The sequence below is a fragment of the Kribbella italica genome (assembly GCF_014205135.1).
Classification (GTDB): Bacteria; Actinomycetota; Actinomycetes; order Propionibacteriales; family Kribbellaceae; genus Kribbella; species Kribbella italica.
The window spans coordinates 267839-292691 of the sequence record NZ_JACHMY010000001.1; the positions used below are offsets into that span (position 1 = coordinate 267839).

General features: G+C 70.0%; 22 protein-coding genes. 11 read left to right on the plus strand and 11 right to left on the minus strand.

What is annotated here, in order from left to right; genetic code table 11:
• Positions 1 to 8: 8 nt before the first annotated feature.
• Positions 9 to 2717, minus strand: coding sequence for an AfsR/SARP family transcriptional regulator (locus tag HDA39_RS01510; RefSeq protein ID WP_184793442.1), 2709 nt, complete (start codon positions 2715 to 2717; stop codon positions 9 to 11).
• A gap of 443 nt (positions 2718 to 3160) precedes the next feature.
• Here HDA39_RS01510 and mreB point away from each other — a divergent pair, with 443 nt between their 5' ends.
• From mreB to rodA, 5 genes are read left to right on the plus strand one after another with little or no spacing between them, the layout of a single operon-like run.
• Complete coding sequence (gene mreB / locus HDA39_RS01515; RefSeq protein WP_273481446.1) at positions 3161 to 4189, plus strand: rod shape-determining protein; 1029 nt, start codon at positions 3161 to 3163, stop codon at positions 4187 to 4189.
• 10 nt (positions 4190 to 4199) lie between these two features.
• Positions 4200 to 5120 carry a rod shape-determining protein MreC gene (gene mreC, locus HDA39_RS01520; RefSeq protein ID WP_184793443.1) on the plus strand — a complete coding sequence of 307 codons (921 nt, stop codon included), beginning with the start codon at positions 4200 to 4202 and terminating at the stop codon, positions 5118 to 5120.
• Between the two features lies 1 nt (position 5121).
• Positions 5122 to 5655: a rod shape-determining protein MreD gene (mreD, locus tag HDA39_RS01525; RefSeq protein WP_184793444.1), complete on the plus strand. Its 534-nt coding sequence runs from the start codon at positions 5122 to 5124 to the stop codon at positions 5653 to 5655.
• The gene (gene mrdA, locus HDA39_RS01530; protein WP_184793445.1) at positions 5652 to 7706 is read left to right on the plus strand and encodes a penicillin-binding protein 2; all 2055 of its coding nucleotides are present in this window, start codon (positions 5652 to 5654) and stop codon (positions 7704 to 7706) included. The genes mreD and mrdA overlap by 4 nt, the downstream gene beginning before the upstream one ends.
• Positions 7703 to 8869, plus strand: a complete 1167-nt coding sequence (gene rodA / locus HDA39_RS01535; protein ID WP_184793446.1) for a rod shape-determining protein RodA — start codon at positions 7703 to 7705, stop codon at positions 8867 to 8869. The genes mrdA and rodA overlap by 4 nt, the downstream gene beginning before the upstream one ends.
• Positions 8870 to 9870: 1001 nt before the next feature.
• Here the strand turns inward: rodA and HDA39_RS01540 are convergent.
• Both HDA39_RS01540 and HDA39_RS01545 read right to left on the minus strand, forming a co-directional pair.
• The gene (locus HDA39_RS01540) at positions 9871 to 10665 is read right to left on the minus strand and encodes a hypothetical protein (RefSeq protein WP_184793447.1); all 795 of its coding nucleotides are present in this window, start codon (positions 10663 to 10665) and stop codon (positions 9871 to 9873) included.
• Between the two features lie 92 nt (positions 10666 to 10757).
• A complete protein-coding gene (locus HDA39_RS01545; RefSeq protein ID WP_184793448.1) occupies positions 10758 to 11138 on the minus strand; it encodes a winged helix-turn-helix transcriptional regulator in 381 nt (126 codons plus the stop codon).
• A gap of 97 nt (positions 11139 to 11235) precedes the next feature.
• Here HDA39_RS01545 and HDA39_RS01550 point away from each other — a divergent pair, with 97 nt between their 5' ends.
• A complete protein-coding gene (locus tag HDA39_RS01550; protein WP_184793449.1) occupies positions 11236 to 11643 on the plus strand; it encodes a RidA family protein in 408 nt (135 codons plus the stop codon).
• Between the two features lie 69 nt (positions 11644 to 11712).
• On the opposite strand, the gene HDA39_RS01555 is transcribed toward HDA39_RS01550, so the two are convergent.
• A complete protein-coding gene (locus tag HDA39_RS01555) occupies positions 11713 to 12162 on the minus strand; it encodes an Lrp/AsnC family transcriptional regulator (protein ID WP_184793450.1) in 450 nt (149 codons plus the stop codon).
• A gap of 111 nt (positions 12163 to 12273) precedes the next feature.
• On the opposite strand from HDA39_RS01555, the gene HDA39_RS01560 reads away from it, so the two are divergent.
• Positions 12274 to 12684 carry a DUF2000 domain-containing protein gene (locus tag HDA39_RS01560; protein WP_184793451.1) on the plus strand — a complete coding sequence of 137 codons (411 nt, stop codon included), beginning with the start codon at positions 12274 to 12276 and terminating at the stop codon, positions 12682 to 12684.
• A 9-nt stretch (positions 12685 to 12693) separates the two neighbouring features.
• On the opposite strand, the gene HDA39_RS01565 is transcribed toward HDA39_RS01560, so the two are convergent.
• Positions 12694 to 13647, minus strand: a complete 954-nt coding sequence (locus HDA39_RS01565; RefSeq protein ID WP_184793452.1) for an asparaginase — start codon at positions 13645 to 13647, stop codon at positions 12694 to 12696.
• Positions 13648 to 13683: 36 nt separating this feature from the next.
• Between HDA39_RS01565 and pcaD the strand changes: the two genes are divergently transcribed.
• Positions 13684 to 14442, plus strand: coding sequence for a 3-oxoadipate enol-lactonase (pcaD, locus tag HDA39_RS01570; RefSeq protein ID WP_184793453.1), 759 nt, complete (start codon positions 13684 to 13686; stop codon positions 14440 to 14442).
• A gap of 42 nt (positions 14443 to 14484) precedes the next feature.
• Here the strand turns inward: pcaD and HDA39_RS01575 are convergent, their stop codons facing one another.
• Positions 14485 to 14877: a PPOX class F420-dependent oxidoreductase gene (locus tag HDA39_RS01575; RefSeq protein ID WP_184793454.1), complete on the minus strand. Its 393-nt coding sequence runs from the start codon at positions 14875 to 14877 to the stop codon at positions 14485 to 14487.
• 86 nt (positions 14878 to 14963) lie between these two features.
• On the opposite strand from HDA39_RS01575, the gene HDA39_RS01580 reads away from it, so the two are divergent.
• Complete coding sequence (locus tag HDA39_RS01580) at positions 14964 to 15446, plus strand: winged helix-turn-helix transcriptional regulator (protein ID WP_184793455.1); 483 nt, start codon at positions 14964 to 14966, stop codon at positions 15444 to 15446.
• Between the two features lie 37 nt (positions 15447 to 15483).
• Entirely contained in the window at positions 15484 to 17415 is a 1932-nt protein-coding gene (locus tag HDA39_RS01585) for a TIGR03960 family B12-binding radical SAM protein (RefSeq protein ID WP_184793456.1), read from the plus strand.
• Between the two features lie 100 nt (positions 17416 to 17515).
• Here the strand turns inward: HDA39_RS01585 and HDA39_RS01590 are convergent, their stop codons facing one another.
• From HDA39_RS01590 to HDA39_RS01605, 4 genes are all read right to left on the minus strand, one after another.
• On the minus strand, positions 17516 to 18892 hold the full coding sequence (locus tag HDA39_RS01590) for an HAD-IA family hydrolase (protein ID WP_184793457.1): 1377 nt from the start codon (positions 18890 to 18892) through the stop codon (positions 17516 to 17518).
• 5 nt (positions 18893 to 18897) lie between these two features.
• Complete coding sequence (locus HDA39_RS01595) at positions 18898 to 20226, minus strand: M28 family metallopeptidase (RefSeq protein ID WP_184793458.1); 1329 nt, start codon at positions 20224 to 20226, stop codon at positions 18898 to 18900.
• 128 nt (positions 20227 to 20354) lie between these two features.
• Positions 20355 to 20525: a hypothetical protein gene (locus tag HDA39_RS01600; protein ID WP_184793459.1), complete on the minus strand. Its 171-nt coding sequence runs from the start codon at positions 20523 to 20525 to the stop codon at positions 20355 to 20357.
• Positions 20526 to 20635: 110 nt separating this feature from the next.
• Positions 20636 to 22957 carry a DUF8189 domain-containing protein gene (locus tag HDA39_RS01605; RefSeq protein WP_238355954.1) on the minus strand — a complete coding sequence of 774 codons (2322 nt, stop codon included), beginning with the start codon at positions 22955 to 22957 and terminating at the stop codon, positions 20636 to 20638.
• Between the two features lie 299 nt (positions 22958 to 23256).
• On the opposite strand from HDA39_RS01605, the gene HDA39_RS01610 reads away from it, so the two are divergent.
• Entirely contained in the window at positions 23257 to 23805 is a 549-nt protein-coding gene (locus HDA39_RS01610; RefSeq protein ID WP_184793460.1) for a hypothetical protein, read from the plus strand.
• Here HDA39_RS01610 and HDA39_RS01615 read toward each other — a convergent pair.
• Complete coding sequence (locus HDA39_RS01615; RefSeq protein ID WP_184793461.1) at positions 23798 to 24784, minus strand: GNAT family N-acetyltransferase; 987 nt, start codon at positions 24782 to 24784, stop codon at positions 23798 to 23800. The genes HDA39_RS01610 and HDA39_RS01615 overlap by 8 nt on opposite strands.
• Positions 24785 to 24853: the final 69 nt, after the last annotated feature.

Genomic DNA, 24853 nt, shown 5'->3' on the forward strand with positions numbered 1-24853 from the left:
AAATGTTGCTAGCCGAGCCGGGCCTGCAGGTCCTCCGCGGTCGGGTGGTCCAGGTCGGTCAGCAGGGTCAGGGCGGACTGCCACGAGCTGCGGGCGGCGGACTGGTCGCCGAGCTCCTGGTGGACGTCGCCGAGGTTCTGCAGCATGAGGGCCTGGTAGTACAGGTCGTTCAGCTCGCGGTAGAGCGACAGAGCCTTGCGGTAGCAGGCGATGGCTTCGCCGTACGCCGACTGGCAGCGGTACGTGTAGCCGAGGTGGTCCCAGGTGGCGGCTTCGCCGAGCTTGTGGTCGACCTGCTGGTAGAGCCGCTGGGCCTGGAGGCAGTACTGCAGTGCCAGCTCGTACTCGCCGAAGGTGTTGGCGTGCAGGAGTCCCAGTGAGTTCAGCGCGAGGGCCTGGCCGGTCCGGTGGCCGGCTGCCTTGAACAGGTCGGACGCGACGAGGTCGTGCTCGTACGACTCCTTCAGGCGGTCCTGCTGGGCCAGTACGAAGGCCAGCATGCGCTCGCACCAGGCCTGGGCGACCGGATCGCCCTTGGCCAGCTCCAGTGCGCGCTCGGCCTCGGACTGGGCTTCGGGGAGTCGCTGCTGCCGGGCCAGGGCGTGTGCGTGGTAGCGCCTGGCCATCACCTGGGCAGATGCGTCGCCGGACCGCTCGCAGGCGTAGACCGCCGTACCCATCACGTCGACCCAGGTACTCCAGAGGCCGCGGCGCTCCAGATAGCCGGTCATGGTCCGAGCCAGGTGGGTCGCGTGGCCGTCGTAGCCACGGCGTACGGCGTGCTCGACCACGGCAACCAGGTTCGGGGACTCCTGCTCGAACCAGTCGAACGCCTCCTGGTAGCCGCCGAAGCTCAGCGCGTACGGCGTACCGGCGGGCTCCGGCAGTTCGTCGGGGTCGCGGTGGGGGCGGAGCCACTGGTCGCCGGCGTCCGCCGTACGGAGGTAGTAGTCGAGCAGGCGGCGCAGCGGGGCCTGCTCTTCGGCGGCGAGCTCGGTCGCGTAGGTGCGGAGCAGGTCGTGGGCGGAGTAGCGCCCGGGGGAGTGCTGGGTGAGCAGGTGGGCTCGCTCCAGCTCGTCCAGGGCAGGGGCGACGCGGTCGGGCGTCGTACCGGCTAGTGCGGCTGCGGCGTCGACGGAGAGGTCTGGGCCGCGATGTGCGCCGTACAGCTTGAACACCTGCGCTGAGGTCACCTTGACGAGCTGGTACGACCAGGAGAAGACGGCGCGGAGATCGGTGGCCTCGTCCTCGCCTGCGAAGGCGTCCAGTCCCTGCCTGGTACGCCGAAGGTCGGTGGCGACCGCTCCGAGCGACCAGGTCGGGTGGGCAGCAGCGTGGGCCGCGACGAGCGACAGGGCGAGCGGGAGTCGGGCCGCCAGCTCGATCAGCTCCTGTACGGCGTCCGGCTCGGCCTTCAGGCGGTCGCTGCCGACAGCGCCTTCCAGGAGGGCAGCCGCCTGGTCCCAGCTCATCAGGTCGAGGTTGACCGGGGCAGCGCCTTCCGTGGCGAGCAGACCAGGGAGAGCGTCGCGGCTGGTCACTACGACTCGGCAGGTGTTGCCACCTGGAAGCAGCGGGCGGACCTGCGCGGCGCTGCGGGCGTTGTCGAGCACTATCAGCAGCCGGCGGTCCTTGAGGAGGGTCCGGTAGAGAGCGGACTGCGCGGCCTCGCCGGCAGGGATGCGACCGGGCATGGACTGCAGGGCGTCGAGGAAGCAGCGGATGGCGTCAGCGGGGTCGACGAGCTCGCCGGAGGGGTCGAAGCCGCGCAGGTTCACGTAGAGCTGGCCGTCCGGGAAGTCGGCGCGCTCGGCCCACTGAACGGCCAGGGCGGTCTTGCCGACCCCGGCGGTGCCCGAGATGACGGCTATTGAGCCGGTGGGGCCAAGCAGGACCCGGTCCAGCTCCTCCAGCTCCTGCTCGCGGCCGATGAAGGTGCGCCCGACGGCCGGCAGCTGGTGCGGGACTGTCTGGTGGGCTGTGCGGGCTGCGGTTGCTCGGGCGTCTGTCGCGAGAACCGCCTGGTGGAGGCGGCGCAGCGCTGGACCGGGGTCGAGTCCCAGCTCGTCGGCCAGGTGTCTTGAGGCCTCGCTATAGGTGGCGAGGGCATCTGCCGGCTGGCCCGCCCCGATCTGGCTCTGCATGAGCAGGGCCCACAGGGACTCGCGCAGCGGGTAGCGGCGGGTCAGGCTGCGCAGCTCCGCGCTGACCGGGTCCCCTTGCTCAAGTCGGGCGGCCAGGAGAAGCTCCGTCGCGTGCAGGCGCTCCTCCGTGAGGGCCGGGACGGCGTCACGGATCAGCGCTCCCGCTGCCAGGCCCGCGAGCGGCTCACCGCGCCACAGCTCCAGCGACTCGGTCAGCAGACGCATCCGCTTGTCGGGGTCGGCGGTCGTCGTACTGGCCTCGACCAGGTCGCGGAAGCGGGTCAGGTCGATCTCGGCCGGGTCGACGGTGATCACGTAGCCCGCTGCCTCGGTCCGGATGAGCGGACGGCCCAGCAGGGTCCGCAGGCGGGACATGTAGGTCTGGAGAGCCGCGCGCGGCCGGGCGGGCAGGTCCTCCTCCCACAGGGTGTCCATCAGCTCCTGCCCGGCGACCACCCGGTTGGGCTGCAGGAGCAGAGTCGCCAGGAGCACGCGGAGGCGGTTCGCGGCCAGCTCGATCCGCCGGCCGGAGTCGTCGAGGACCTCCACCGGTCCGAGCAGCCGGAATTCCATGGCGCCATTGTGACCCCAGCACGGCCATGAAAGCGCGGAGAAAGCGTCATGAATGCGCCACCCGGCATGCTCGCCGGGCGAGGAGTCTTCGGCTCCGGCCCGCGCGGCCGCCGTCGGGAGCCCCTCGCCGCGCCTGTAGGGAGGAGCGCTCGCCCGTCAGGGGAGGGGCGAGATCTGGGGGCGCGTGGTGCCGCCGGTCGTTGCCGGCGGCACCACCCGGGCCCGGCGTACGACGGGGCTTCGGGCCGCCGTACGGCGGGTACCAGGACCGGCGTACCGGCGGGGTGTGCGCCGTTGTCCACAGGTGCGCCCCGCGTGCTGGCCGGGAGTGAGAGTACGGATACGATGCGTGGTGGACGGACGGAGTCGTGTCGGTCCCTGGGTGGCGCTTGGTCCGCGCTTAGCCTGAGAACCCGGGACCTGATCGGCGGGAGGGGGCCTGCATGGCGAACAGCATGCTCGGCCGGGACATGGCGGTCGACCTCGGTACGGCGAACACCCTGGTGTACGTGCGGGGCCGTGGCGTCGTGCTGAACGAGCCGTCCGTGGTCGCCACCCGGACCGACGAACCCCGCGAGGCGGTCGCGTTCGGGCACGAGGCGAAGAAGATGATCGGCCGGACGCCGGGCAACATCACCGCGATCCGGCCGCTCAAGGACGGCGTGATCGCCGACTTCGACGCCGCCGAGCAGATGCTGCGCTACTTCATCCAGCGGGTCCACCGCCGCCGGTACTTCGCCAAGCCGCGGATCGTGGTCTGCGTGCCGTCCGGGATCACCGCGGTCGAGCAGCGCGCCGTCCGCGACGCCGGGTACATGGCCGGCGCTCGCAAGGTGTACATCATCGAGGAGCCGATGGCCGCCGCGCTCGGCTCGAACCTCGAGGTCCGCGACGCCACCGGCAACATGGTGGTCGACATCGGCGGTGGCACGACGGAGGTCGCGGTCATCTCGTTCGGCGGCATCGTCACGTCGCAGTCGATCCGGGTGGCCGGCGACGCCATCGACAAGGCGGTCGTGAACTACTGCAAGAAGGAGTACTCGCTGATGCTCGGCGAGGCCACCTCCGAGCAGATCAAGATGACCATCGGCTCGGCTTTCCCGACAGCCGACGGCCCGGACTCCGAGATCCGCGGCCGGGACATGGTCTCCGGCCTGCCGCGCACGGTGAAGGTCTCCTCGGCCAGCATCCGGCAGGCGATCGAGGAGCCGATCACCGCGATCGTCGACGCGGTCAAGGCGACCCTGGACAAGACCCCGCCCGAGCTGGCCGGCGACATCGTCGACCGCGGCATCGTGCTGACCGGCGGCGGTGCGCTGCTCAAGGGCATGGACGAGCGGCTGCGGCACGAGACCGGCATCCCGATCCACGTCGCGGAGAACCCGCTGGACGCCGTCGTGCTCGGCGCCGGCAAGTGCGTGGACAACATCGAGACCCTGAACCGCATCCTCGTCACCGACAACCGCCGCTGATCCTGGACCCATGCTCAAAGACCTCGGCACCCCCGCGAGAGGCCTGGTCCGCGCCGCCGGACTGCCCCGCGAGATCCGCCGTCGCCGGACCGTGCTGGTGCTGGTGATCCTGGCCTCGCTGACCCTGATCGTGCTCGACGCGCGCCGCTCGGCCGGTTCGCCGGTCGATCCGCTGCGGCACGCCGCCGCGGCGGTCTTCGGTCCGCTGGAGTCCGGCGCGACGTCGGCCCGGCAGCCTGTGGACAACCTCCGCGACCGGTTCGCCGAAGTGGATACCTTGAAAGCAGAGAACGAGAAACTCCAAGCGGAGAACGAGAAACTCACCGAGGAGCTGCGCACCACCGACTACACCCGCAACCGCGCCGCCGAGCTGGACCGCCTGCTGAAGGTGGCCCCGAAGTTCACGGTGACGCCGGCCAGGGTGATCGGGATCGGCAGTGCGCAGAGCTTCAACCACACAGTGACCATCGATGCCGGAACGGCGGACGGAGTGCGGCCGGACATGACAGTACTGAACGGGGACGGGCTGGTGGGCCGCGTCGTGCGGGCGACCGACGCGACCGCCACGGTGCTGCTCATCGGCGACCGGAACTCGACCGTCGGCGGCCGGCTGAACTCGACGCTCGCGCTGGGCTTCCTGTCCGGCCGGGGCGAGACGTCCGGCACGATGGACTACAAGCTGGTCGACCTGCGGGCCCGGCCGAAGGTCGGCGACCGGATCGTCACCTGGGGTTCGAAGGGCAACGCGCCGTACGTGCCGGGCGTCCCGATCGGCACCGTCACCACGGTCACGCCGAACCAGGGCACCCTCGGATCGACCGCGACCGTGAAGCCGTTCGTCGACCCGACCCGGATCGACACCGTCGGCGTGGTCACCGGTCCGCCGGCCCGGCCGCCGCGCGGCACGATGACGCCCGAGCAGGGGCGCTGACATGATTCCGCTCCGGATCGCGGTCGCCGCGCTGTTCCTGATGATCGCCGTCACCGTGCAGACCTCGTTGCTGCCGCACATCGCCGTCGCCGGCGTCACCTGCGACCTGGTGATGATCGTCGTGGTCGGTCTCGCGCTGGCCCGCGGGCCCGAGTGGGGAGCGATCACCGGATTCGCCGGCGGCCTGATGCTCGACGTCGTCCCGCCCGCCGACCACACCGCCGGCCGCTGGGCGCTCGCCCTCGCCGTCAGTGGGTACGTCGCCGGCCTGATCCGCCGCGAGACCTCGGCCGGCCCCGTCGGCCCGATCGGCGTCGCCGGGACGGTCGTGCTCGGCGCCGCGCTGTCCCTGCTGCTGTACTCCGCGACCGGCTCGCTGCTGCACGACCCGGCCGTCGACTGGAGCGAGTTCGGCGTCCGCCTCGGTATCGCCGCGGGGTACGACGTGGTCGGCGCGATCGTGGTGATCCCCATCGTGTTGTGGGTGATGCGCCGCGTGCTGCCGGCCCGCGAACGCCGACGGGTCATGCCATGAGTTTCGACAGCTTCAACCCGGCGCCGCTCAAGGCCCGGATGCGCCTGTTCGTGATCGGCGTCCTGGTGTTCTCCTTGTTCTGCACGCTGTTCGGCCGCCTGTGGTACCTGCAGGTCATGGTCGGCGACAGCTACGCGAACGCCGCCGACAACAACCGCACCCGCGACGTGCTCACCCCGGCGCCGCGCGGCACGATCGTCGACGCCGCCGGCCGGACCCTGGTCGGCAACCGGGTCTCGCTGGTGATCTCGGTCGACCGGTCGGTGCTGGCGAAGCTGACCGAGAAGCAGCAGGAGAGCGTGCTCGGCCGGCTCGCGAAGGTGCTCGGCCAGAAGCAGGCCGACCTGACCGCCCGGATCAAACTCTGCGGCGAGCCCGGGGCCTCGAAGCCGCCCGCCTGCTGGAACGGTTCGCCGTACCAGCCGATCCCGGTGGCCAAGGACGTCAGCGAGCAGGTCGCGATCGAGGTGATGGAACGCCGCGAGGACTTCCCGGGCGTCGCGGCCGAGACGGCCGCGCTGCGCGCCTACCCCTCGCCGTACGGGGTGAACGCGGCGCACATCCTCGGGTACCTGTCGCCGATCACCACCGAGGAGCTCGACAAGATCGACGCCGCCGGGCAGGACCCGGTGCCGCACCGGTCCGACCTGGTCGGCCGCGCCGGCGTCGAGCGCACGTACGACGCCATGCTGCGTGGGGCACCCGGGCTGAAGACGGTCAGCGTCGACGCCGTCGGGTACACGACCGGCACGGTGAAGCAGACCGCGCCCGTGCCCGGCTCGACGCTGGTGACGAGCATCGACGCTCGCGTCCAGGCCTCGGTCGAGAAGGAGTTGCGCGGCGCGATCATGACCGCGCGCAAGCAGTACGACAAGATCACCAAGCGGAACTACGTCGCCGACTCGGGCGCCGCCGTGGTGATGGACACCAAGACCGGTCACATCGTCGGGATGGCCAGCTATCCGTCGTACGACCCGGGCGTCTGGGTCGGCGGGATCTCGCAGCGCGAGCTCGACGCGCTGTACTCGCCGCAGTCCGGGACGCCGCTGCTGTCGCGGGCGCTGCAGGGTCAGCTCGCGCCGGGGTCGACGTTCAAGCCGATCACGACCGCGGCCGCGCTGGGCGCGGGGTACAGCCAGAAGACCCGGCTGGACTGCTCGTCGTTCTTCGAGGTGGGCAACCGCCGGTTCAAGAACTACGAGTCCGCGTCGTACGGGATGATCGGGTTCGACCAGGCGCTCGCGCTGTCCTGCGACACCTTCTTCTACCGGATCGCCTATGCCCTGTGGCTCAAGGAGGGCGGCAACTCCGGCGACCTCAACGCGCTCGACCCGCTGGTCGAGATGGCGAAGAAGTTCGGCCTCGGCAAGGCGACCGGGATCGACCTGCCTGGTGAGGCGTCCGGCCGGATCGCGGACCGCAAGTGGAAGAAGTCGTACTACGACGCGCAGAAGGACTACTACTGCAAGCTCGCGGACTCACCTCCCGCCGGGACGTCGTCGTTCCTCAAGCAGTTCTCCCGCGAGTTCTGCGCCGACGGGTACCGCTACCGCGCCGGTGACGCGGTCAACTTCGCGATCGGGCAGGGCGACACCACGCTGACCCCGATCCAGCTCGCGACCGTCTACTCGGCGCTGTCGAACGGCGGCATCCTCTGGGAGCCGCGGGTCGCGCAGAAGGTGATCGGCCCGAACGGCAAGGCCAAGGCCGTCCCGAGCACGATCGCCGCCCGGCTGCCGGTGCCGGCCGCCGACCTGCGGTACATCGACAAGTCGCTGAAGGAGACCGTGCGGTCCGGGACGGCGGCCTGGAAGTTCAACGGGTTCCCGCTCGACCAGATCCCGGTCCGCGCCAAGACTGGTACGGCCGAGGTCTACGGCAAGCAGACGACGTCGTGGCTCGCGTCGTACACGGACCGGTACGCCGTGGTGATGATGATCAGCCAGGCCGGTACGGGCTCCGGCGCCTCCGGTACGGCGGTCCGGCACGTCTACGAGACGCTCTACAACATCAAGCCGGCCGCGCCGCCTGCGATGAAGAAGACGCCATGAGCCTGCTGACGATGCGACCGGTCCGGTCGCGCGTGGACCGGCGGTCCGCGCTCTGGCAGGCCGACTGGGTGCTGGTGCTCGGCGTACTCGCGCTCGCCTTTCTCGGTGGGCTGCTCGTCTGGTCGGCGACGTACCAGCGGACGTCGTTGACCGACGGACACCCGCAGGCGTACCTGTTCCGGCACGCGCTGAACTTCGCGATCGGCGCCGTCCTCGCGGTCGGCGCCGCGGTCACCGACCACCGCCGCCTCCGCATCCTCGCGCCTCTGCTGTACGCCGCGTCGCTGCTCGGCCTGATCCTCGTGCTCGTGCCCGGCGTCGGTGCGGTGATCAACGGCTCGCGCTCGTGGATCGAACTGCCCTGGATGTCGGTCCAGCCCAGCGAGTTCGCCAAGCTCGCGGTCATCGTCGGCATGGCGCTGCTGATCGCCGAGAAGGGCGAGACCAACCACCGCGAGAACGCCCGCACCATCGACATCGCCCAGGCCATCGCGGTCGCCGCGATCCCCGTCCTCCTGGTGATGCTCCAGCCCGACCTCGGCACGGTGATGGTGCTCGGCTCGATCGTTTTCGGCATCATCGCCGTCTCCGGCGTCCCCAAGCGCTGGATGCTGGGCCTCGTCACCGCCGCGGTCCTGATCGCGACCCTGGCCATCCAGTTCAACGTCCTCAAGGAATACCAGCTGGCCCGCTTCACCGCCTTCGCGGACCCGTCCCAGGACCCCCAAGGCATCGGCTACAACGTCAACCAGGCCCGCATCGCGATCGGCAACGGCGGCGTCTTCGGCCAAGGCCTCTTCCACGGCTCCCAGACCCAGAACGCCTTCGTCCCCGAACAACACACCGACTTCGTCTTCACCGTCGCTGGCGAAGAACTCGGCCTGATCGGCGCCGGCGCCATCATCGCCCTCTTCGCCCTCATCCTCTGGCGAGGCCTCCGCATCGCCATCAACGCCCGCGACGCCTTCGACCGCCTGGTAGCCACCGGCATCGTCTGCTGGTTCGCCTTCCAGGCCTTCGAAAACATCGGCATGACCCTGGGCATCATGCCCGTCACCGGCCTGCCCCTGCCGTTCGTCTCCTACGGCGGCAGTTCGATGTTCGCCGGCCTCCTAGCCATAGGCCTCCTCCAGAACATCCACCTCCGCACCCACGAGATCTAACCCACCCGGCCCCCGGACGACGGTGTGCCGGGAACGGGGCGTGCGAAGCAACTTGCAGGATGGCCAACTGTCGGCCGCCAGCCTTCCAACACACCGGTCTAGGCATCTAGCTCGCGGCCGCTCACCTCCACGCGTTCCGCGCAGCGGCCTCAGCCACCGGCGATCTGCCCGCCGGCATTCCAGCGTCCTCACTGCCCGCCGGCATTCCAGCGTCCTCAGCTCCCGCGGCCAACTCCTGCGCCGGTCGGCCGCCGGACGACCCCAGTCCTCGGCCGGTCAGTCCTTGGCTTCTAGCTGCTAGGTCGACCCACAACCCCAGCCGATCTCGTGGCGGGCATCGACGTCTGCCACTGATCAAGCGTCAGATCTTGCTCGTCGGGGCTTCGAACTGAGCGTGAACCAATCAGGCTTTCGTTGGATCGACGGTGGTTGGTCAGTGGTGCACGTCGGTCTGTGCCGAGTGGTGGGGTCGGCGACGTTGGTGAAGGGTGAGTGGTTGGGGGAAGTTCGTCGCCACGCGGCCCGGGGTGTACGGCGTGGCGATGTCCTACCGGAGGACGCCGTCCCCAGTCGTCCGGGGATGGCAGCTCGGCTGGGGGCCGTGGCCACAGGTCTGGGGCTAGGCGCCGGGCAGTGGCAGCCCCCGACACCGAGGCCTCGGCCTGCGTCCCAGGTCGGCTGAGCTTCAGGTTTGGCCCTGCCGTGGCGTCAGCTCTGGTTGGTCTGCAGACCGGTACGTGCTGAAGTCCCGTGACGGCGTACTTCGACCACTCATCAAGCGGCATTTGCGGGGCATCGGGTCTTCGGGCTGAGCGTGAAATCGGCAGCATCTTCGGCGGCGACGGTGGTTGGTGAGTGCTGGAGGTTCGCCCCGGTGCGGCTGGACGTCCGCTCATGCGTGCCCGGTCGGGTGGGCCGGGGGTGTACTGGTGGCCATCGACGGAGAACGAACTCGACCCGGAGCGGATCGCGGGCCGCAACCCGCTCCACCGGGAGAGGGGTTATCCCCGGGAGAACCAGCGGCGGCGGGGTGTCGGGAGATCCGCCTCGAGGGAGCCGGTGAGGAAGGCGTTGGTGCTGATGACTGTGCCGGGGAGGGGGACGGGGTGATCGGCGGGGAGGCAGATGTCGGCTTCGAAGGCGGCTGTGTGGGCTCGGGCTACTACGAAGTCCTGGCCGGTGAGCATGGTGGTGCGGCGTTCGGCGTAGCGGATGGTGCCGTTGAGGAGGGCCAGGGGTTCGGTCTCGTTGTCTGCGCCGAACAGGCCGGTGGGGATGAAGGACTCGGCGTCCAGCCGTGGCGGCCAGATCCAGTCGGCCTCGTAGTGGGCGGGGCGGGGGCCTGCGTCGCCGTCACCGAGGAGGCTGGCGTCGGCGGTGGCGAAGGTCGCTGCGTCGGCGAAGAACTCGGCGTCGGGTGCCAGGGCGACTACGCTCGCCAGCCCCTCGTGGGTGGCGTCGCCGAGTACCGGGAGTTCCTCGAGCTCGATGGCCAGGCGGGTCGCGGTTTCGCCGTCGGCCAGTACGTCGGCGACGGCGGCCTCGTCGCTGACCCGACGCACCTCGTGGAGCTGGACGGTGCGCTCACCGGCGTACGACGGTGTGACGCGGGTGATGCCGCGCTTCCCGCGGGTGAGCAGCAGCCGGGCGCCGGACGGGTCTTCCCAGCGGTGCAGTTCGACGCCGTCGTCGGTGCGGGCGACCAGTACGGCGGCCGGGCCGATCCGTTCGATCAGGTCGGCGAACGCCTCCGGAGACGGTACGCCGAGGCCGAGGCAGTCCAGGTTCGAAGCCATGCCTCGACCATTTCAGGCGCCGTACGGCGGGGCCAGGACATTTCGTCCCGTCACGCCGACCTTGCACGAACTGTCACACCACCAACGTCCGTTCAGGCGTCGAAGGCTTGCCGCGAGGTCTCGATGTGCGCGAGGTACCGGTGCGTCCAGTCGCACATTCCGCTGACGATCTCGTGCAGAGCTTGGCCGGCTGCGGTCAGCGTGTACTCGACGCGCGGCGGAACGGTCGGGTAAACGGTCCGTTCGACCAGGCCGTAGCGCTCGAGCATGCGCAGGTTCTGGGTGAGCATCTTGTGGCTGATGCCCTCGATCTCGTTGCGCAGCTCGCTGAAGCGCAGCGTGCGGTCGGCGAGCAGTTCGATGATCAGGAACGCCCACTTGTTCGCGATGTCGGAGAAGATCTCCCGTGCCAGCGAGTCGGCGCGGGTGAGATCGGCGTCCTCGGGCGCGCCGCTGTACTGCTTGGTCACCATTTGGTTCCCCGGTCACTGGAAAGTGCGTTCTTCCGTGGTCGTCCATACTCTCCTACGGTTTCTCAGTAACCACAAGAGACCACGAGAGGCGCGACCGATGACCGTCACCCTGATCAACCCCGCCGAACTGCCGCAGATCGACCTGTACCGGCAGGTCGCGGTCGCGACCGGTTCGCGGCTGGTGTTCGTCGCCGGCCAGGTCGCGTGGGACGAGGCCGGTACGACGGTCGGCGCGGGCGATCTCGCCGCGCAGGTCGAGCAGGTGTACCTGAACCTCGGCACGGCGCTGGCCGCGGCCGGTGCGACCTTCGACGACGTCGCCAAGCTGACCGCGTACCTGGTCGACTGGACGCCGGACAAGATGCCGGCGTTCCTCGAAGGCGCCGGCCGGGCCTTCGCGCGGCTCGGGGTGAACCCGGCCCCGCCGTTCACCGGCATCGGCGTCGCCGCCCTGGCCGCGCCGGACCTGCTGATCGAGATCGAGGCCGTCGCCGTCATCGACTGACGAGCCGACAGGGTGTGTCGGCCGACGTCCGGCACCTTCTGGCCACCAGGCAGAGCGACGGCCACTTCCTCAGAGCGGCATCACCGTCGTCCGGCGGTGGTGCTCGAAGACGACCGAGCTGCGGATGTCGCCGATCTCCTGGCGCTTGGCCAGCTGCAGGACGAGATCGCGCAGCGCCTGCGTGTCCTTCACCGCGACGTGGGCGAGGAAGTCCGAGGCGCCCGAGACCATGAACATTTCCAGCGTCTGCGGCAGGCTCTGCACGTAGTCCTGGAACGCGGTCGCCACGGCCATCGCCTGCGGGCGGAGCTTGATCGAGATGATCGCCTGGGTGGACCGGTCGATCGCGTGCAGGTCGACGGCCGCGTGGTACCCGCTGATCACGCCACGCTCGCGCAGCCCGCGGATCCGTTCGAGGCAGGTCGACGGCGCGATGCCGAGTTCGGCGGCCATGTCGCGGTTGGTCCGGCGTGCGTCGTTCTGCAGCATCCGCAGCAGGGCCGTATCAAGTTCGTCCATGCCGGCCAGTTTCCCTCATCGGCCGAATTTCGTTCGGTTCGCCAGCGCGTACGGCGTACAGGTGGCTAGTGTGCAGGCGGATCTGTTGAGCACGTGGAAGGAGCTCGCCCGATGCTGGCGAACAAGATGGTCGTGGTGATCGCCGCCGAGGCGCCGGTCGGCGTCGCGCTGAACACGGCGGCGTTGCTCGGGGTCGCGCTCGGGCACCACCACGAGGACGTCGTGGGCGCGGCGGTCGAGGACGCGTCGGGGGCGGTGCACGAGGGGATGAGCGCGCATCCGATCCCGGTCCTGCGGGCGTCGGGCGAGCAGTTGCGCGAGCTCCGCGACCAAGCGGCCGGGCGGGACGGCGTCACGGTGCACGACATGAACCAGGTCGCGCAGCGGTCGCGGACGTACGAGCAGTACACGGCGACGATCGGCGGGACGAAGGCGGAGGATCTGGAGTACTTCGGTCTCGGTGTGTACGGCCCACGCGCCGCGGTCGACTCGCTGACGGGCGCGCTGGCGCTCTACCGCTAGCCCGCCGGGTCAGATCACGGGGAGGATGTCACCCACCGGTTGGCCGCCTCCGAGCACGGGCACGTGCCGCAGTGCCTCCGCAGCCGAGACATCGGCGCCGCATTTCTCCAGGAGGGTCAGCGCCAGGGCGGTGGTCGCCCGCGGGTTGCCGTCGATCACCTTGACCGCGACCGCGTGGCCGTCCGGAGTCGCCATCGCGATGACGCCTTCGGCGCCGCCCTTGGCCAGTACGCCGGGCAGCAGCCGCATCGTGTCGGAGTTCAGATGGCCGCGGCCGCCGACGTACTCGGGGTACTCGCGCATCGCGGTGGCGACCTGGTGCTCCGCAGATCCGGTAGCGGCTGTGGCGAGCAGGCTGAAGGATCGGGCGAGGCCGGACAGCGGCATGCCCAGCAGGGGAGCGCCGCAGCCGTCGACGGTGAGGATGCCGGTGGTTGCCTCGGTCAACCGTTCGATCTCGGCCTGGATGGTCTGTTGCACGGGGGAGGAAGGGTCGAGGTACTTCGCCGGGTCGTCAGCTGCCATCAGCATGGCGGCGTGCTTCCCGGAGCAGTTCATCCGGACCGGCTCGGGGTCGATGCCTTCGGCAATCAAGCGGAAGCGGGTGGGTGCGTCTTCGGGGCGGTCCGGTGGGCACTGCAGAGCCGATCGGTCGAGGCCCGCGGACGCGAGCATCGCGTCGACGAGTGCGACGTGCCGGTCCTCGCCGGTGTGGCTGCCGGCCGCGATGGCCGTCCCGCGTTCGTCCAGTACGGCGCCCGCGACCAACGTCCCGACCGCCTGCAGTGGCTTCGCGGTCGAGCGGGGGAGGATCACCGCATCGACATCCCCGACCGCGACGATCGGCCGGCCGTCGGGGTCGACCGCGACGGCCATCCCGAAGTGCCGGCTCTCGACGAACCCGTTGCGGACCACCGTGGCGAGCTCGACGACCCCGTCCAGCCCAGGAACACCCTTCGACATGTCGCGAAAGCTAGCACCGACCCTAAGGTGACAACCATGCGGCTCAACCATCGGACGACCGGCCCCGACGACGCGCCCGTAGTACTGCTGGCCTCGTCGCTCGGCACCACCCACGCGATGTGGGCGCCTCAGCTCGACGCCCTGTCCAAGAACTTCCGGGTGATCGCGTTCGACCACCGCGGTCACGGCGCCGACGAGGCGCCGCCCGGGCCGTACACGATCGAGGACCTCGGCAACGACGTCGTCGAGCTGCTCAACACGACGGGTGCCGAGCGGGCGTCGTACGTCGGTATCTCGCTCGGCGGCGCGGTCGGGCTGTGGCTGGCGCAGAACGCGCCGGATCGTTTCCACCGCTTTGCGCTGCTCTGTCCGCCGGTCAACCCCGCCGCGAATGCGCAGACCTGGATCGACCGGGCCGCGCTGGTCCGCGCGGAAGGCGCTCAGGCGATCGTCGAGGCGACGCTTGGGCGGTGGTTCCTTCCTGAGTACGCCGAGGCGCATGCCGAGGAGGTCGAGGTCATCCGCCAACAACTCCTCAGTACGCCGGCCGAAGGCTACGCCGCCTGCTGCGAGGCTCTCAGCACGCTCGACCTGACCGCGGGGCTGGCCGACATCACCGCGCCGGTCCTCCTTGTCACCGCCGAGCAGGACACGTCCATCCCACCGGAAACCGTCGTCCCACTGGCCGCCGGCATCCCCGGCGCCCACCTCGAGATCCTGGAAGACGCCGCCCACCTGGTGACGTACTCCGACGCCGACCGAATCAACCCCCTCCTCCTCACCCACCTGGGCTGACTCACCCGAGGCGCCCGGCGGTTCTGTCTCGGGGTGCCGATCTCACCGGACTCCCACCGTGTGGTGGTCGACCTCGATCAGGGCTACGACTCGCTCCAGGTTCCGGTCGTACGGCTGGCCGATGTACTTCATCGCGACGCGATCGACGATCGTCCACGCGGCGTCTCCGTCGAGCCAGTCGACGACGCGGCCGCGCAGCGTTACCGGCAGGAACGGGTTGTCCGGGGCGGTCAGCGAGAGGGCGACGCGCGGGTCCTGTCGTAGGTTGCGGGCCTTGCGAGATTCAGGGCCGGTCAGGAAGACCACGTACGAGCCCTCGGTGTCGACCCAGATCGGTACGGAGTGGGGTGAGCCGTCGGGGAGCACGGTGGCGAGGTGGCCGATCGCGGTGCTCTCGACGACGGCGCGGACTTCGGTGCTGAGTTCCTTGGGCATCGCGGGCTCCTTCAGGTCGGGGTTCCTTGAGGAGACCGTAGCATTTGAAGTTCCCTCAGGGAACCCCGAAGAGCTATCCTGGGACCATGCAGAGGACCCAGTTCAGTGACATGGCGTGCTCGATCGCCCGCACGCTCGACGTGATCGGCGAGCCCTGGTCGCCGCTGGTGCTGCGCGACATCTGGGCCGGGATCAACCGTTTCGACCAGATCCAGGCCGATCTCGGCATCTCGCGCAAGGTGCTGACCGAGCGGCTGAGCTGGCTCGTCGAGCAGGGTGTGCTCGAGCGCAGGCCGTACGACGCGCGCCCGCGCTACGAGTACGCCCTGACCGCCAAGGGCACCGACCTGCTCGACGTACTGATGGCGATGTCCGGCTGGGGCGACAAGTACCTGGCTGGCGAGGCCGGTCCGCCCGTGCTCTACCGGCACCACGCCTGCGGCGACATCACCAGGCCCGAGCTGCGCTGCGCGGACTGCGGCGAGCCCATGCGTGCCGCGGACGTCGAGCTGCTGCCCGGCCCAGGCGCCAAAGGCAGGGATGCGGGGGATGGGCAACGGCGGCGTTAGGCTGGTAGGCGTTCTGTCCCCGTACGGAAGTGTCCTGATGACTGTCGAGTCGTTGTTCCCCCGCCTGGAGCCCGTGCTTCCGGGTGTGCAGAAGCCGATCCAGTACGTCGGTGGTGAGCTGAACTCGGTCAGCAAGGACTGGGACACCGCGAGCGTGCGCTGGGCGCTGATGTACCCGGACGCCTACGAGGTCGCGCTGCCCAACCAGGGCGTGCAGATCCTGTACGAGGTGCTGAACGAGCGCGACCACATCCTCGCCGAGCGGACCTACTCGGTCTGGCCGGACATGGAGGCGGTGATGCGGGAGCACAAGATCCCGCAGTTCACGCTCGACAGCCACCGGCCGGTGCGGGCGTTCGACGTGTTCGGCCTGTCGTTCTCGACCGAGCTCGGGTACACGAACATGCTGACCGCGCTCGACCTGGCCGGGATCCCGCTGTACGCCGTGGACCGGACCGAGGACGACCCGATCGTGCTGGCCGGCGGCCACGCGGCCTTCAACCCCGAACCGATCGCGGACTTCATCGACGCGGCGGTGCTCGGCGACGGTGAGGAGATCGTGCTCGCGGTCTCCGAGGTGATCCGGGAGTGGAAGGACGAGGGCCGCCCGGGCGGTCGCGACGAGGTGCTGCTGCGGCTGGCGAAGTCCGGCGGCGTCTACATCCCCAAGTTCTTCACCGTCGAGTACCTGCCCGACGGCCGGATCCAGCGCGTCGCGCCGAACAAGCCGGGCGTTCCGTGGCGGACGGCGAAGCACACGGTGATGGACCTGGACGCCTGGCCGTACCCGAAGAAGCCGCTGGTCCCGCTGGCCGAGACCGTACACGAGCGGTACTCGGTCGAGATCTTCCGCGGCTGCACGCGCGGCTGCCGGTTCTGCCAGGCCGGGATGATCACCCGCCCGGTCCGTGAGCGCAGCATCACCACGATCGGCGCCATGGTCGAGAACGGGCTGAAGCAGTCCGGGTTCGAGGAGGTCGGGCTGCTCAGCCTGAGCTCCGCCGACCACAGCGAGATCGCCGAGGTCGCGAAGGGGCTGGGCGACCAGTACGAGGGCAGCAACGTGTCGTTGTCGTTGCCTTCGACAAGGGTCGACGCGTTCAACATCACGCTGGCCAACGAGTTCTCCCGCAACGGCCGGCGCAGCGGCCTGACCTTCGCTCCCGAGGGCGGCTCGGACCGGATGCGCAAGGTGATCAACAAGATGGTCAGCGAGGAGGACCTGATCCGCACGGTCGCCGCGGCGTACAGCCACGGCTGGCGGCAGGTGAAGCTGTACTTCATGTGCGGCCTGCCGACCGAGACCGACGAGGACGTGCTGGCGATCGCGGACCTGGCCAAGCGGGTGATCGCGACCGGCCGCGAGGTCTCCGGGCGCAACGACATCCGCTGCACGGTGTCGATCGGTGGGTTCGTGCCGAAGCCGCACACGCCGTTCCAGTGGGCCTCGCAGCTCGGCGTCGGGGAGACCGACGCGCGGCTGGCCAAGCTCGGCGCGGCGATCCGGTCGGATCGCAAGTACGCGAAGGCGATCGGCTTCCGGTACCACGACGGCAAGCCCGGCATCATCGAAGGCCTGCTGTCCCGCGGCGACCGCCGGGTCGGCAGGATCATCGAGGCGGTCTGGCGCGACGGCGGCCGCTTCGACGGCTGGAGCGAGCACTTCTCGTACGAGCGGTGGCTGGACTGCGCCGACAAGGCGCTGGCCGGCGAGCCGGTCGACCTGGCCTGGTTCACCACCCGCGAGCGCGAGTACGCCGAGGTCCTGCCGTGGGACCACCTGGACTCCGGCCTCGACCGCGACTGGCTGTGGGAGGACTGGCAGGACGCGCTCGAGGAGGACGGCGCGATCGAGGTCGAGGACTGCCGCTGGACCCCGTGCTTCGACTGCGGCGTCTGCCCGCAGATGGGCACCGAGATCCAGATCGGCCCCACCGGCAAGAAGCTGCTCCCGCTGTCGGTCGTCTGAGCGTACGGCCACAGTCAGTCGTGAACGAACCTCCTAGGCGGGTCGCGGCCGTGAGCGCCTGAACGCATCCACCGCGGCGACCTGGACGGCGCCTACGCCGTCAGCCGGCTGAGCAGGCGGCGTACAAGGTCTCGCTGAGCGACAGCTGCTCGGCGCTGTCGAGCACGACGCCGGCGGCGCGCATGGTCTCCGCTGGTACGTAGGGGTTGGGTACGCCGGCCGTCCGCATCCCCGCGGCGGCTGCGGCCTCGACGCCGTGCGGGGTGTCCTCGACCGCCAGGGCAGAACGCCCCGGGAGATCGAGCCGTGCCAACGCCAGGCTGTAGACGGCCGGATCCGGCTTGTGGCCGTCGACCTCGTCGCCGGTCGTCACGACGTCGAACAGGTCCAGCGCGCCGACCCGCTCCAGGTGGCCCACCACCCACTTCCGGGGCGAGCTGCTCGCAATCCCGACGCGAAGGCCCAACTCACGGGCCTCCAGCAACCAGTCGCGGATCCCGGGCCGGAAGTCCATCGACGCGTGCATCCGGTCGCGATGCGCCGTCCGCCGTGCATGACTGGCGTCGCGATCGAAGTCCGGAACGTGCGCCGCCAGCCGCGCGTACCGGACCGTGCTGGTGTCCCCGCCGTGCCCCGGCCAGAAGTCGTCCGCGAGGTCGAGCTCGAGCCCGTGGTGCGCCCACTCGGCCTTCCAGCTCTCGACCATCGTCGTCTCGGTGTCCATCAGCAGCCCGTCGAAGTCGAACACGACCGCCTCGACCTCAACGCCGGTCAGAAGCCTCAGCCCGAGCCGGTGGATCTCCCGCGGCGTCAGTCCGCACCCAGCCAGATAGGCCCGTACGCCGCCGTACCGCTCATCGACATGATCGAGCGCCGCCAGAATCGTCTCCGGCAGTGATCGCCATAAGCGACCCGCCAGCTCGCGGTCCTCGTCGGTGCCCGGGACCGCGGCGATCCGCTGCAGAATCCCCAGGTTCGCTTCACTGACGGCGAAGTCGTCGGCGATCGCGTCCCGCGGTACGCCGGCCAGTTCCTGCAGCAGCGCGACCAGCAGGCCGGTCCGGTCCTTGCCGGAGCGGCAGTGCACCACCACCGGTACGTCCAGCGGCACCGCCGCGATCGCGCGGTACGCCTGCAGGATCTGCCCGGTGTTGCGATCGAGGCTGCCGCGGTAGATGTCGGCCATCAGCGGCTCGTCCTCGGCGACCCGGAGCTTGTCCGCGACCGGGTCGATCCACGGGATCCGCCGGTACGACAGGTCGCCGTCGAGCGGGTGCGGCTCGGTCATCTCCCAGTCCGACCGCAGATCCAGCACGAGCCCCGCCTTCGCGTCACGGAAGGCAGCCCAGCCGGCGTCGTCCAGCTGGTGCAGCGAGTCGGTCCGGATCAGCCCGGCGCGCGTCGTACCGCCGTACCGGGTGGGCAGGCCGGTGAGGTCACGGGTGTTGAGGCAACCGCTCCATTTCAGGTCCGTCACCCCGATTAGCTTATGACACCTCCTAGGGACTCGTAATCCCGCCAGGACGTCCCGTCCCACGCCTTGTGGTGCAGCGCCCGATCCGCGCCGACGACGAAGACATCGAGCAGCCCGGGCCCGCGAGAAACCACCGCCCCGGCCGGCCTCGGCCGAGCCACCGTCGTCGGCACCTCGACCAGCCAGCCCGCGAGCGCCGCGGCGTTCATCCGCAGGATCTCCGCGGCCAGCGGCCAGGTCAGCGTGCTCAACGTGTCGCCGGCCGAGTGGATGTTGCCGTTGGCACTGTCCGCGCCCTCGATCGTCAGCAGCGCCGGCAGGCCCGCGTTGATGAACGGCACGTGGTCACTCGCGAAGGGGTTGAACGACGTCTCCACCTTCAACCCCGTGTACGTCGCCGCAGCTGCCGTCAGGTCACTCAGCTGCGTCGACGACACCGCGGCGCCTTCCAGCAGCACGGTCGGCGTCGCGGTGTTCTTCGAGGCGATCATGTCCATGTTGAGCACTGCCCGGACTCGCGCCCGATCAGCGGCGGGCAGCGCGGTGACGTACTGCTTGCTCCCGTGCAGCCCTTGCTCCTCACCGCCGAACAGGATCAGCCGTACGTCGTGTTGCCACGTGCGCGTCGCCAGCACCCGCCCAAGCTCCAGTACGCCGGCCGAACCGCTGCCGTTGTCGTCGGCACCGGGTGCGGACGAGGCCGGTCCACCGGCGTGGTTGATCGAGTCGAGGTGCGCAGTGATCAGCACGAGTCCGCGCGGACCCGGACCGGCGCCCGCGCGGTCGCCGATCAGGTTCTCCGAGTGGCCGGCGCCGACCGTGATCGGCATCCGGGTCGTCGTGTAGCCCAGGGCAACCATCTTCGCGGCGGCGAAGTCGACCGCCTGGGTGAAGGTGGCGCTGAGCGAGTGCCGGGTCGGCAGGTTCGCCAGCCAGGTGACGTCGGCCTGGTACGCCGTGGGGGAGAGCTGGGCGAGCAGGTCGGCGGTGGTCCGCTCCACCCGTTGGGCCCCGAGGGGAGGGAGGTCGACGACGACCCCGGGACGCAACGGTTCGACCCGCCAGTGGTGGTTGGACCGGCGCCGCGGCTTGTCGGCGGCGGAGATCACCAGCTGACGGCCGTGGTCGAGCAGCGGAACCACGTCCGGGTAGTCGTCCTGGAACGACCGCCCGACCTGCGTGACGAGCAGCAGCCCCGGCACGGTCCGCGACGCACGGCCGAGCCGCTGCGCGGCGGCACACCACAGGATCGTCCGGTCCCCGAACCGAGCAGCCCGCCCGGCATCGGCCGCCTCGGCGGCCGGTACGACGAGATAACGCACAGGTGAAGTCGTCATCGAGTTCTCCTCTCCTTGCGTCCGAAAAATCTCCTTGCGTCCGAAGAGCCCGAGGCTATAGCGCACAGTTCTTCGGACGCATGCAGGATCTTCGGACGCAAGCGGGTTCGTCGGGGCGAGGGTGAGCCTTACTGCCAAGCGAGTTCGAGGCGGTCCGCGGTCGCGTTGACGACCAGGGCCGAGCCGGTCGCGCCGCGGGCGATCACGCCGGACGGCTCCCACCGGCCGAGGTGTTCCTCGGGGGCGTCGCCGCGGCCGATCAGGCGTTCGACGAAGGTCCCGTCGGCGCGGAACTCCACCCCCCGCCGGCCACGGGCCGGCGGGAAGGCGAAGTCGTCGCGGCGGTAGACGCTGATCCCGTCGTGGTCCTCCTCGAAGGAGTGCGTCCACCGCCCGATCAGGTCGGGACTCAGGTCGGCACCACCTCTCCGATGGTTGCCTTGGGCATCATCGCGGGCGCGGCGCCCGGTGCCGGCGCCGGCAGCGTGACCTTGAAGTCGCTGACGATCCCGCCGAGTGCCTCGTAGTCGGTGGCCGACGGTCCCCAGGCGGTCCCGTCCCACCACTTGTGGTAGAGCCCGCCGTCGGTCCCGACCACGAACACGTCCAGCCGGTCGCTGTCCCACGCGGTCACCCGCGGCTCGTCGACGCAGACCCCGCCGAGGTACTCGAAGCCCGACCACGCCGTACCGTCGTACCACTGGTGGTAGAGCGCCGAGTCCATGCCGAGCACGAACACGTCCAGCCGGTCCGGCCCCCACGAGACCGCCGTCGGCGCGCTCGCGCAGACTCCGCCGAGCGAGACCCAGCCGGACCACGCCGTACCGTTCCAGGACTGGTGGTAGAGCGCCGAGTCGGTGCCGAGGACGAACAGGTCGAGCCGGTCCGGTCCCCACGAGACCACGGTCGGCGGGCTGGCGCAGATGCCGCCGAGCGACTCGAAGCCAGACCAGGCCGAGCCGTCCCACCACTTGTGCCAGACCGCGTTGTCGGTGCTGAGCACGAACAGGTCCAGCCGGTCCGGTCCCCACGAGACCACCTCCGGCGGGCTCATGCAGACGCCGCCGAGGTACTCGTAGCCGTTCCACGCCGAGCCGTCCCACCACTTGTGGTAGATCGCGCGGTCCGTGCTGAGCACGAACAGATCGAGCCGGTCCGGTCCCCAGGTCGCGACCCGCGGCGGGCTCAGGCAGATCCCGCCGAGTTCCTCGTACCCGGTCGCGGACGGTTGCCAGGACGATCCGTCCCACGCCTTGTGGTAGACGCCGTGGTCCGTGCCGAGGACGAACGCGTCCAGCCGGTCCGGTCCCCAGGACGCCACTTCCGGTGCACTCATGCAGACACCACCCATGTACTCGTACCCGCCGACCGACGGTCCCCAGGCCGATCCGTCCCACCACTTGTGGTACATCGCCCGGTCGGTGCCGAGCACGAACGCGTCCAGCCGGTCACCGCTCCACGACACGACCGGGCCGGCCGGGACCGGCGGACCGGATTCCTCGTACGACGAGATGAGGTCGGTCCGGACGGTGTCGAGGCAGGCCTCCATCCGGGCGACCTGGTCGGTGGTGAACATGACCATGCCGCGGTCGTCGGTGTAGTCCATGTAGTTGACGAACAGGTCGCCGTTCGGCCCGTTGCTGCAGGACACCTTCGGGAACGCCGGGACGCCGAAGTTCGGGCCGCCCTGGTTCGGGGTGTCGGCGACCTCGTCGCTGCCGGAGCAGCCCGAGCCGTCGTCGCCCCAGATGTGGAACAGGTTCAGGTAGTGGCCGATCTCGTGCGTCGTGGTCCGGCCGAGGTCGAACGGCGCGGCCGCCGTACCGGTGGTGCCGAACCCGCTGTGCAGGATGACGACGCCGTCGGTCTCGGCCGGTCCGCCCGGGAACTGGGCGTAGCCGAGCAGGCCGCCGCCGAGCTGGCCGACCCAGACGTTCAGGTAGCGGTCGGTCGGCCACGGGTCGACGCCGCCGGTCGCCGAGGACTTGATCTGGTCGTCGTGCGAGAACGAGGTCTTGTTCGTCTGGGTTCTCGTCACGCCGGTGGTCGGGTTGCCGTTCGGGTCCTCGGTGGCGAGGAAGAACTCGATCCGCGAGTCGGCGATCAGCCCGGTGAACGGCGCCGGCACGAACCCGAGGTCGGTGTTGGTGGCGCGGAAGTCGCGGTTCAGGACGTCGAGCTGGCTGTCGATCTGCGCCTGCGAGACGTTCTGCACGGGCGAGTTCCAGACGACGTGGACCACGACCGGGATCTTCGCGACGCCGGCGAACCGATGCTGGCGGGCCAGGTACTGCGTTGTCGCGTTCTCCAGGGCGGACCGCGCCGCCGCGTACGCCGGGTCGCTGGACAGCAGCCGCCGGTGAACATCCATCACCCCACAACTACGCCGCGCCGGCCGCTCCACATCACCCCCGGACCCGTTGGTGTCTCCGCCCATCCCACCCGGCATCCCACCGGGGCCGGAGGCTCCGGGCATCCCGGCGCCGCCTCCGCCCGGCATCCCGCCCGCGCCGGAGGCGCTGGGCGCGGCGCCCGCGCCCATCCCGCCGGCGCCGGAGGCGCCAGGCGATCCGGGCGACCCCGCCCCACCACCCATTCCGCCCGTTCCGCTCACGCCCGGCATGCTCGTCCGCGGCGGTTCGGTCACGCCGTTGGACATCGGCGTCCCCGGCATTCCGTCGGGATCGGTTCCGTGGATCTTGTCCGCTCTCCCGTTGGCCTTTCTCGGCATTGCTCCCCCTTGGTGCACAGGGGCGACGAGCAGGACGGAACCCACGGCGGCGACGCACCCCGAGTACGCACCGAACGGTCCCGGACCGAGACGCTTTCCCAGATCCCCCAGACCCACGTTTCAGCTGAAGACGGACTCTTCCCGTCTTCCCCCACGAACAGGCTGCCCCCAAGCGACTGCTCCGTCTCACCATGCGACGGTACGCACGTACAGTGCAAGACCTCAGCCCCTGGCAACCAGATTCACCGAAAACCCAGCAAACGTTGGAGAATTGCTTGAAACCTCAAGGGGGAGGCCCGATGCGCCGAGAACTGTCCGTCCCGTTCGAGACCCGCGGTCAGCGCGGCCTGGTCAACGTCCGCGTGCTCGCCAACGACGACCCGTGGGCCTCGGGCCACCAGCTGATCGTGCCGGACCTCGACGCCGAGACGTTCCGCGGCTTCCCGATCTGTACGGCGACCCTGCGCTACCACGGCCAGGGCCTGAACGCGATCATGGGCTGGATCCAGGTGATCGCCCGCAGCTTCGACGGCGAGACCACCGTCGACGTCCTCCCGTACTTCGCCGGCGCGGCGCCTTTTTACTCGTACGGCCACCTGCCGACGTTCTTCGACGCCCCCGCCAACCCCGACCACCCCGACGGCGTCTGGACCGCGACCACGTTCCTGACCGTCGTCCCCGACGTGATCCGCACCCGCGAGGTCGTCCCGGTCGCCGCGTTCACCTGGGGCTACCGCCTGGTCGGCGGCCACCCCTCCACCCTCGACCCCGAACGCCGCGACCACACCAACTGGTCCGGCCACCGCGCCGTCCTGGAGAGGGACTACCCGGCCTGGACCTTCAGCTGAGCTCCAGCTCCAGCGCGACCCTCCGGTCGCTGGCCCGGAAGCCGAGCTTCTGGTTGACCGCGATCATCGGGGCGTTCTCCGGCGCGTTCCAGGTGTGCAGCACCGCCGGGTGATCGAGCTCCGCCTGCAGCGACCGCAGGTTCGGGATCTTCACCGCGATCCCCAGCCCGCGCCCGCGATGGTCCGGCCGGACGAACGTGTCGTACTGGTAAAGCCGCTCCGGCACCGCCCGGTTCCCACCCATCTGCGTGTACGCCGCCAGCCGCCCGTCCCCGTCGACCGCAACAGTCGTGTGCGTGAACCGTCCCTGCTCGACCCGCCGCTTCTCACGCGCGACCAACCGCTCAGGCGTCCACACCTGGATCTCCACCGACCGATCGCCGTGCGGCACATCCCGGCTCATCACCGTGTACGCATCGGCGAACTCCCCGAGCCACGCGTCCGGCGTCCGGTCACCCCACTGCACCAGCTCGTACCCCGGTACGGCGCGCCCGAGCGCGTCCACCACCGCGTCGTCCATCGGCAGCTCGATCACCTGGTGCAGCTCGGTGTGCTTCCGCACGAACCCCCGCGCCTCGGCGAACGCCGTACCGGAGCTCGTCCCGTCCGGCGAGGCGATCACTGAAGTCGTCAGCTGTGTCCGGCCGTCGGCGAGCGCCCGCGCCTTGACCTCGTCGAGCAACTGGGATGCGACGCCCTGGCGGCGGAACCGCGGGTCGACCGCGATCTCGACGTCGACCACGTGCGTGTTCTCGGTCAGCCACCAGTCCAGCCAGGCCATCCCGAGCCAGGTGTCGCCGTCGACCAGACCGAGTCCGTTCGAGCGTTCGTCGGGGTCGTTGCCGGTGAACAGCCCGCGCGTCTCCTCCTGCCCGAGCCCGACCGGGAACTCCTGCTCGGCCCGCCGGACGTCGTCCCGGACCGCGAAGAACCTCGCGAACTCGACCGGGTCGTGCCCGTCCACCTCGACGATCTGCATGCCCAGACCCTAGGACGTGTACGACGGCCGCCGCGCGCCAATTTCCACCAACGTTTCCACCGGCCGCGA

Coding starts and splice junctions, on each gene's coding strand:
- mrdA (WP_184793445.1), top strand. CDS start 5,652: ATGAGTTTCGACAGCTTCAACCCGGCGCCGCTCAAGGCCCGGATGCGC.
- rodA (WP_184793446.1), top strand. CDS start 7,703: ATGAGCCTGCTGACGATGCGACCGGTCCGGTCGCGCGTGGACCGGCGG.
- HDA39_RS01585 (WP_184793456.1), top strand. CDS start 15,484: ATGACTGTCGAGTCGTTGTTCCCCCGCCTGGAGCCCGTGCTTCCGGGT.
- HDA39_RS01510 (WP_184793442.1), bottom strand. CDS start 2,717: ATGGAATTCCGGCTGCTCGGACCGGTGGAGGTCCTCGACGACTCCGGC.
- HDA39_RS01545 (WP_184793448.1), bottom strand. CDS start 11,138: ATGGTGACCAAGCAGTACAGCGGCGCGCCCGAGGACGCCGATCTCACC.
- HDA39_RS01540 (WP_184793447.1), bottom strand. CDS start 10,665: ATGGCTTCGAACCTGGACTGCCTCGGCCTCGGCGTACCGTCTCCGGAG.
- HDA39_RS01580 (WP_184793455.1), top strand. CDS start 14,964: ATGCAGAGGACCCAGTTCAGTGACATGGCGTGCTCGATCGCCCGCACG.
- HDA39_RS01560 (WP_184793451.1), top strand. CDS start 12,274: ATGCTGGCGAACAAGATGGTCGTGGTGATCGCCGCCGAGGCGCCGGTC.
- HDA39_RS01610 (WP_184793460.1), top strand. CDS start 23,257: ATGCGCCGAGAACTGTCCGTCCCGTTCGAGACCCGCGGTCAGCGCGGC.
- HDA39_RS01550 (WP_184793449.1), top strand. CDS start 11,236: ATGACCGTCACCCTGATCAACCCCGCCGAACTGCCGCAGATCGACCTG.
- HDA39_RS01565 (WP_184793452.1), bottom strand. CDS start 13,647: ATGTCGAAGGGTGTTCCTGGGCTGGACGGGGTCGTCGAGCTCGCCACG.
- mreB (WP_273481446.1), top strand. CDS start 3,161: ATGGCGAACAGCATGCTCGGCCGGGACATGGCGGTCGACCTCGGTACG.
- HDA39_RS01605 (WP_238355954.1), bottom strand. CDS start 22,957: ATGCCGAGAAAGGCCAACGGGAGAGCGGACAAGATCCACGGAACCGAT.
- mreD (WP_184793444.1), top strand. CDS start 5,122: ATGATTCCGCTCCGGATCGCGGTCGCCGCGCTGTTCCTGATGATCGCC.
- HDA39_RS01555 (WP_184793450.1), bottom strand. CDS start 12,162: ATGGACGAACTTGATACGGCCCTGCTGCGGATGCTGCAGAACGACGCA.
- pcaD (WP_184793453.1), top strand. CDS start 13,684: ATGCGGCTCAACCATCGGACGACCGGCCCCGACGACGCGCCCGTAGTA.
- HDA39_RS01595 (WP_184793458.1), bottom strand. CDS start 20,226: ATGACGACTTCACCTGTGCGTTATCTCGTCGTACCGGCCGCCGAGGCG.
- mreC (WP_184793443.1), top strand. CDS start 4,200: ATGCTCAAAGACCTCGGCACCCCCGCGAGAGGCCTGGTCCGCGCCGCC.
- HDA39_RS01615 (WP_184793461.1), bottom strand. CDS start 24,784: ATGCAGATCGTCGAGGTGGACGGGCACGACCCGGTCGAGTTCGCGAGG.
- HDA39_RS01575 (WP_184793454.1), bottom strand. CDS start 14,877: ATGCCCAAGGAACTCAGCACCGAAGTCCGCGCCGTCGTCGAGAGCACC.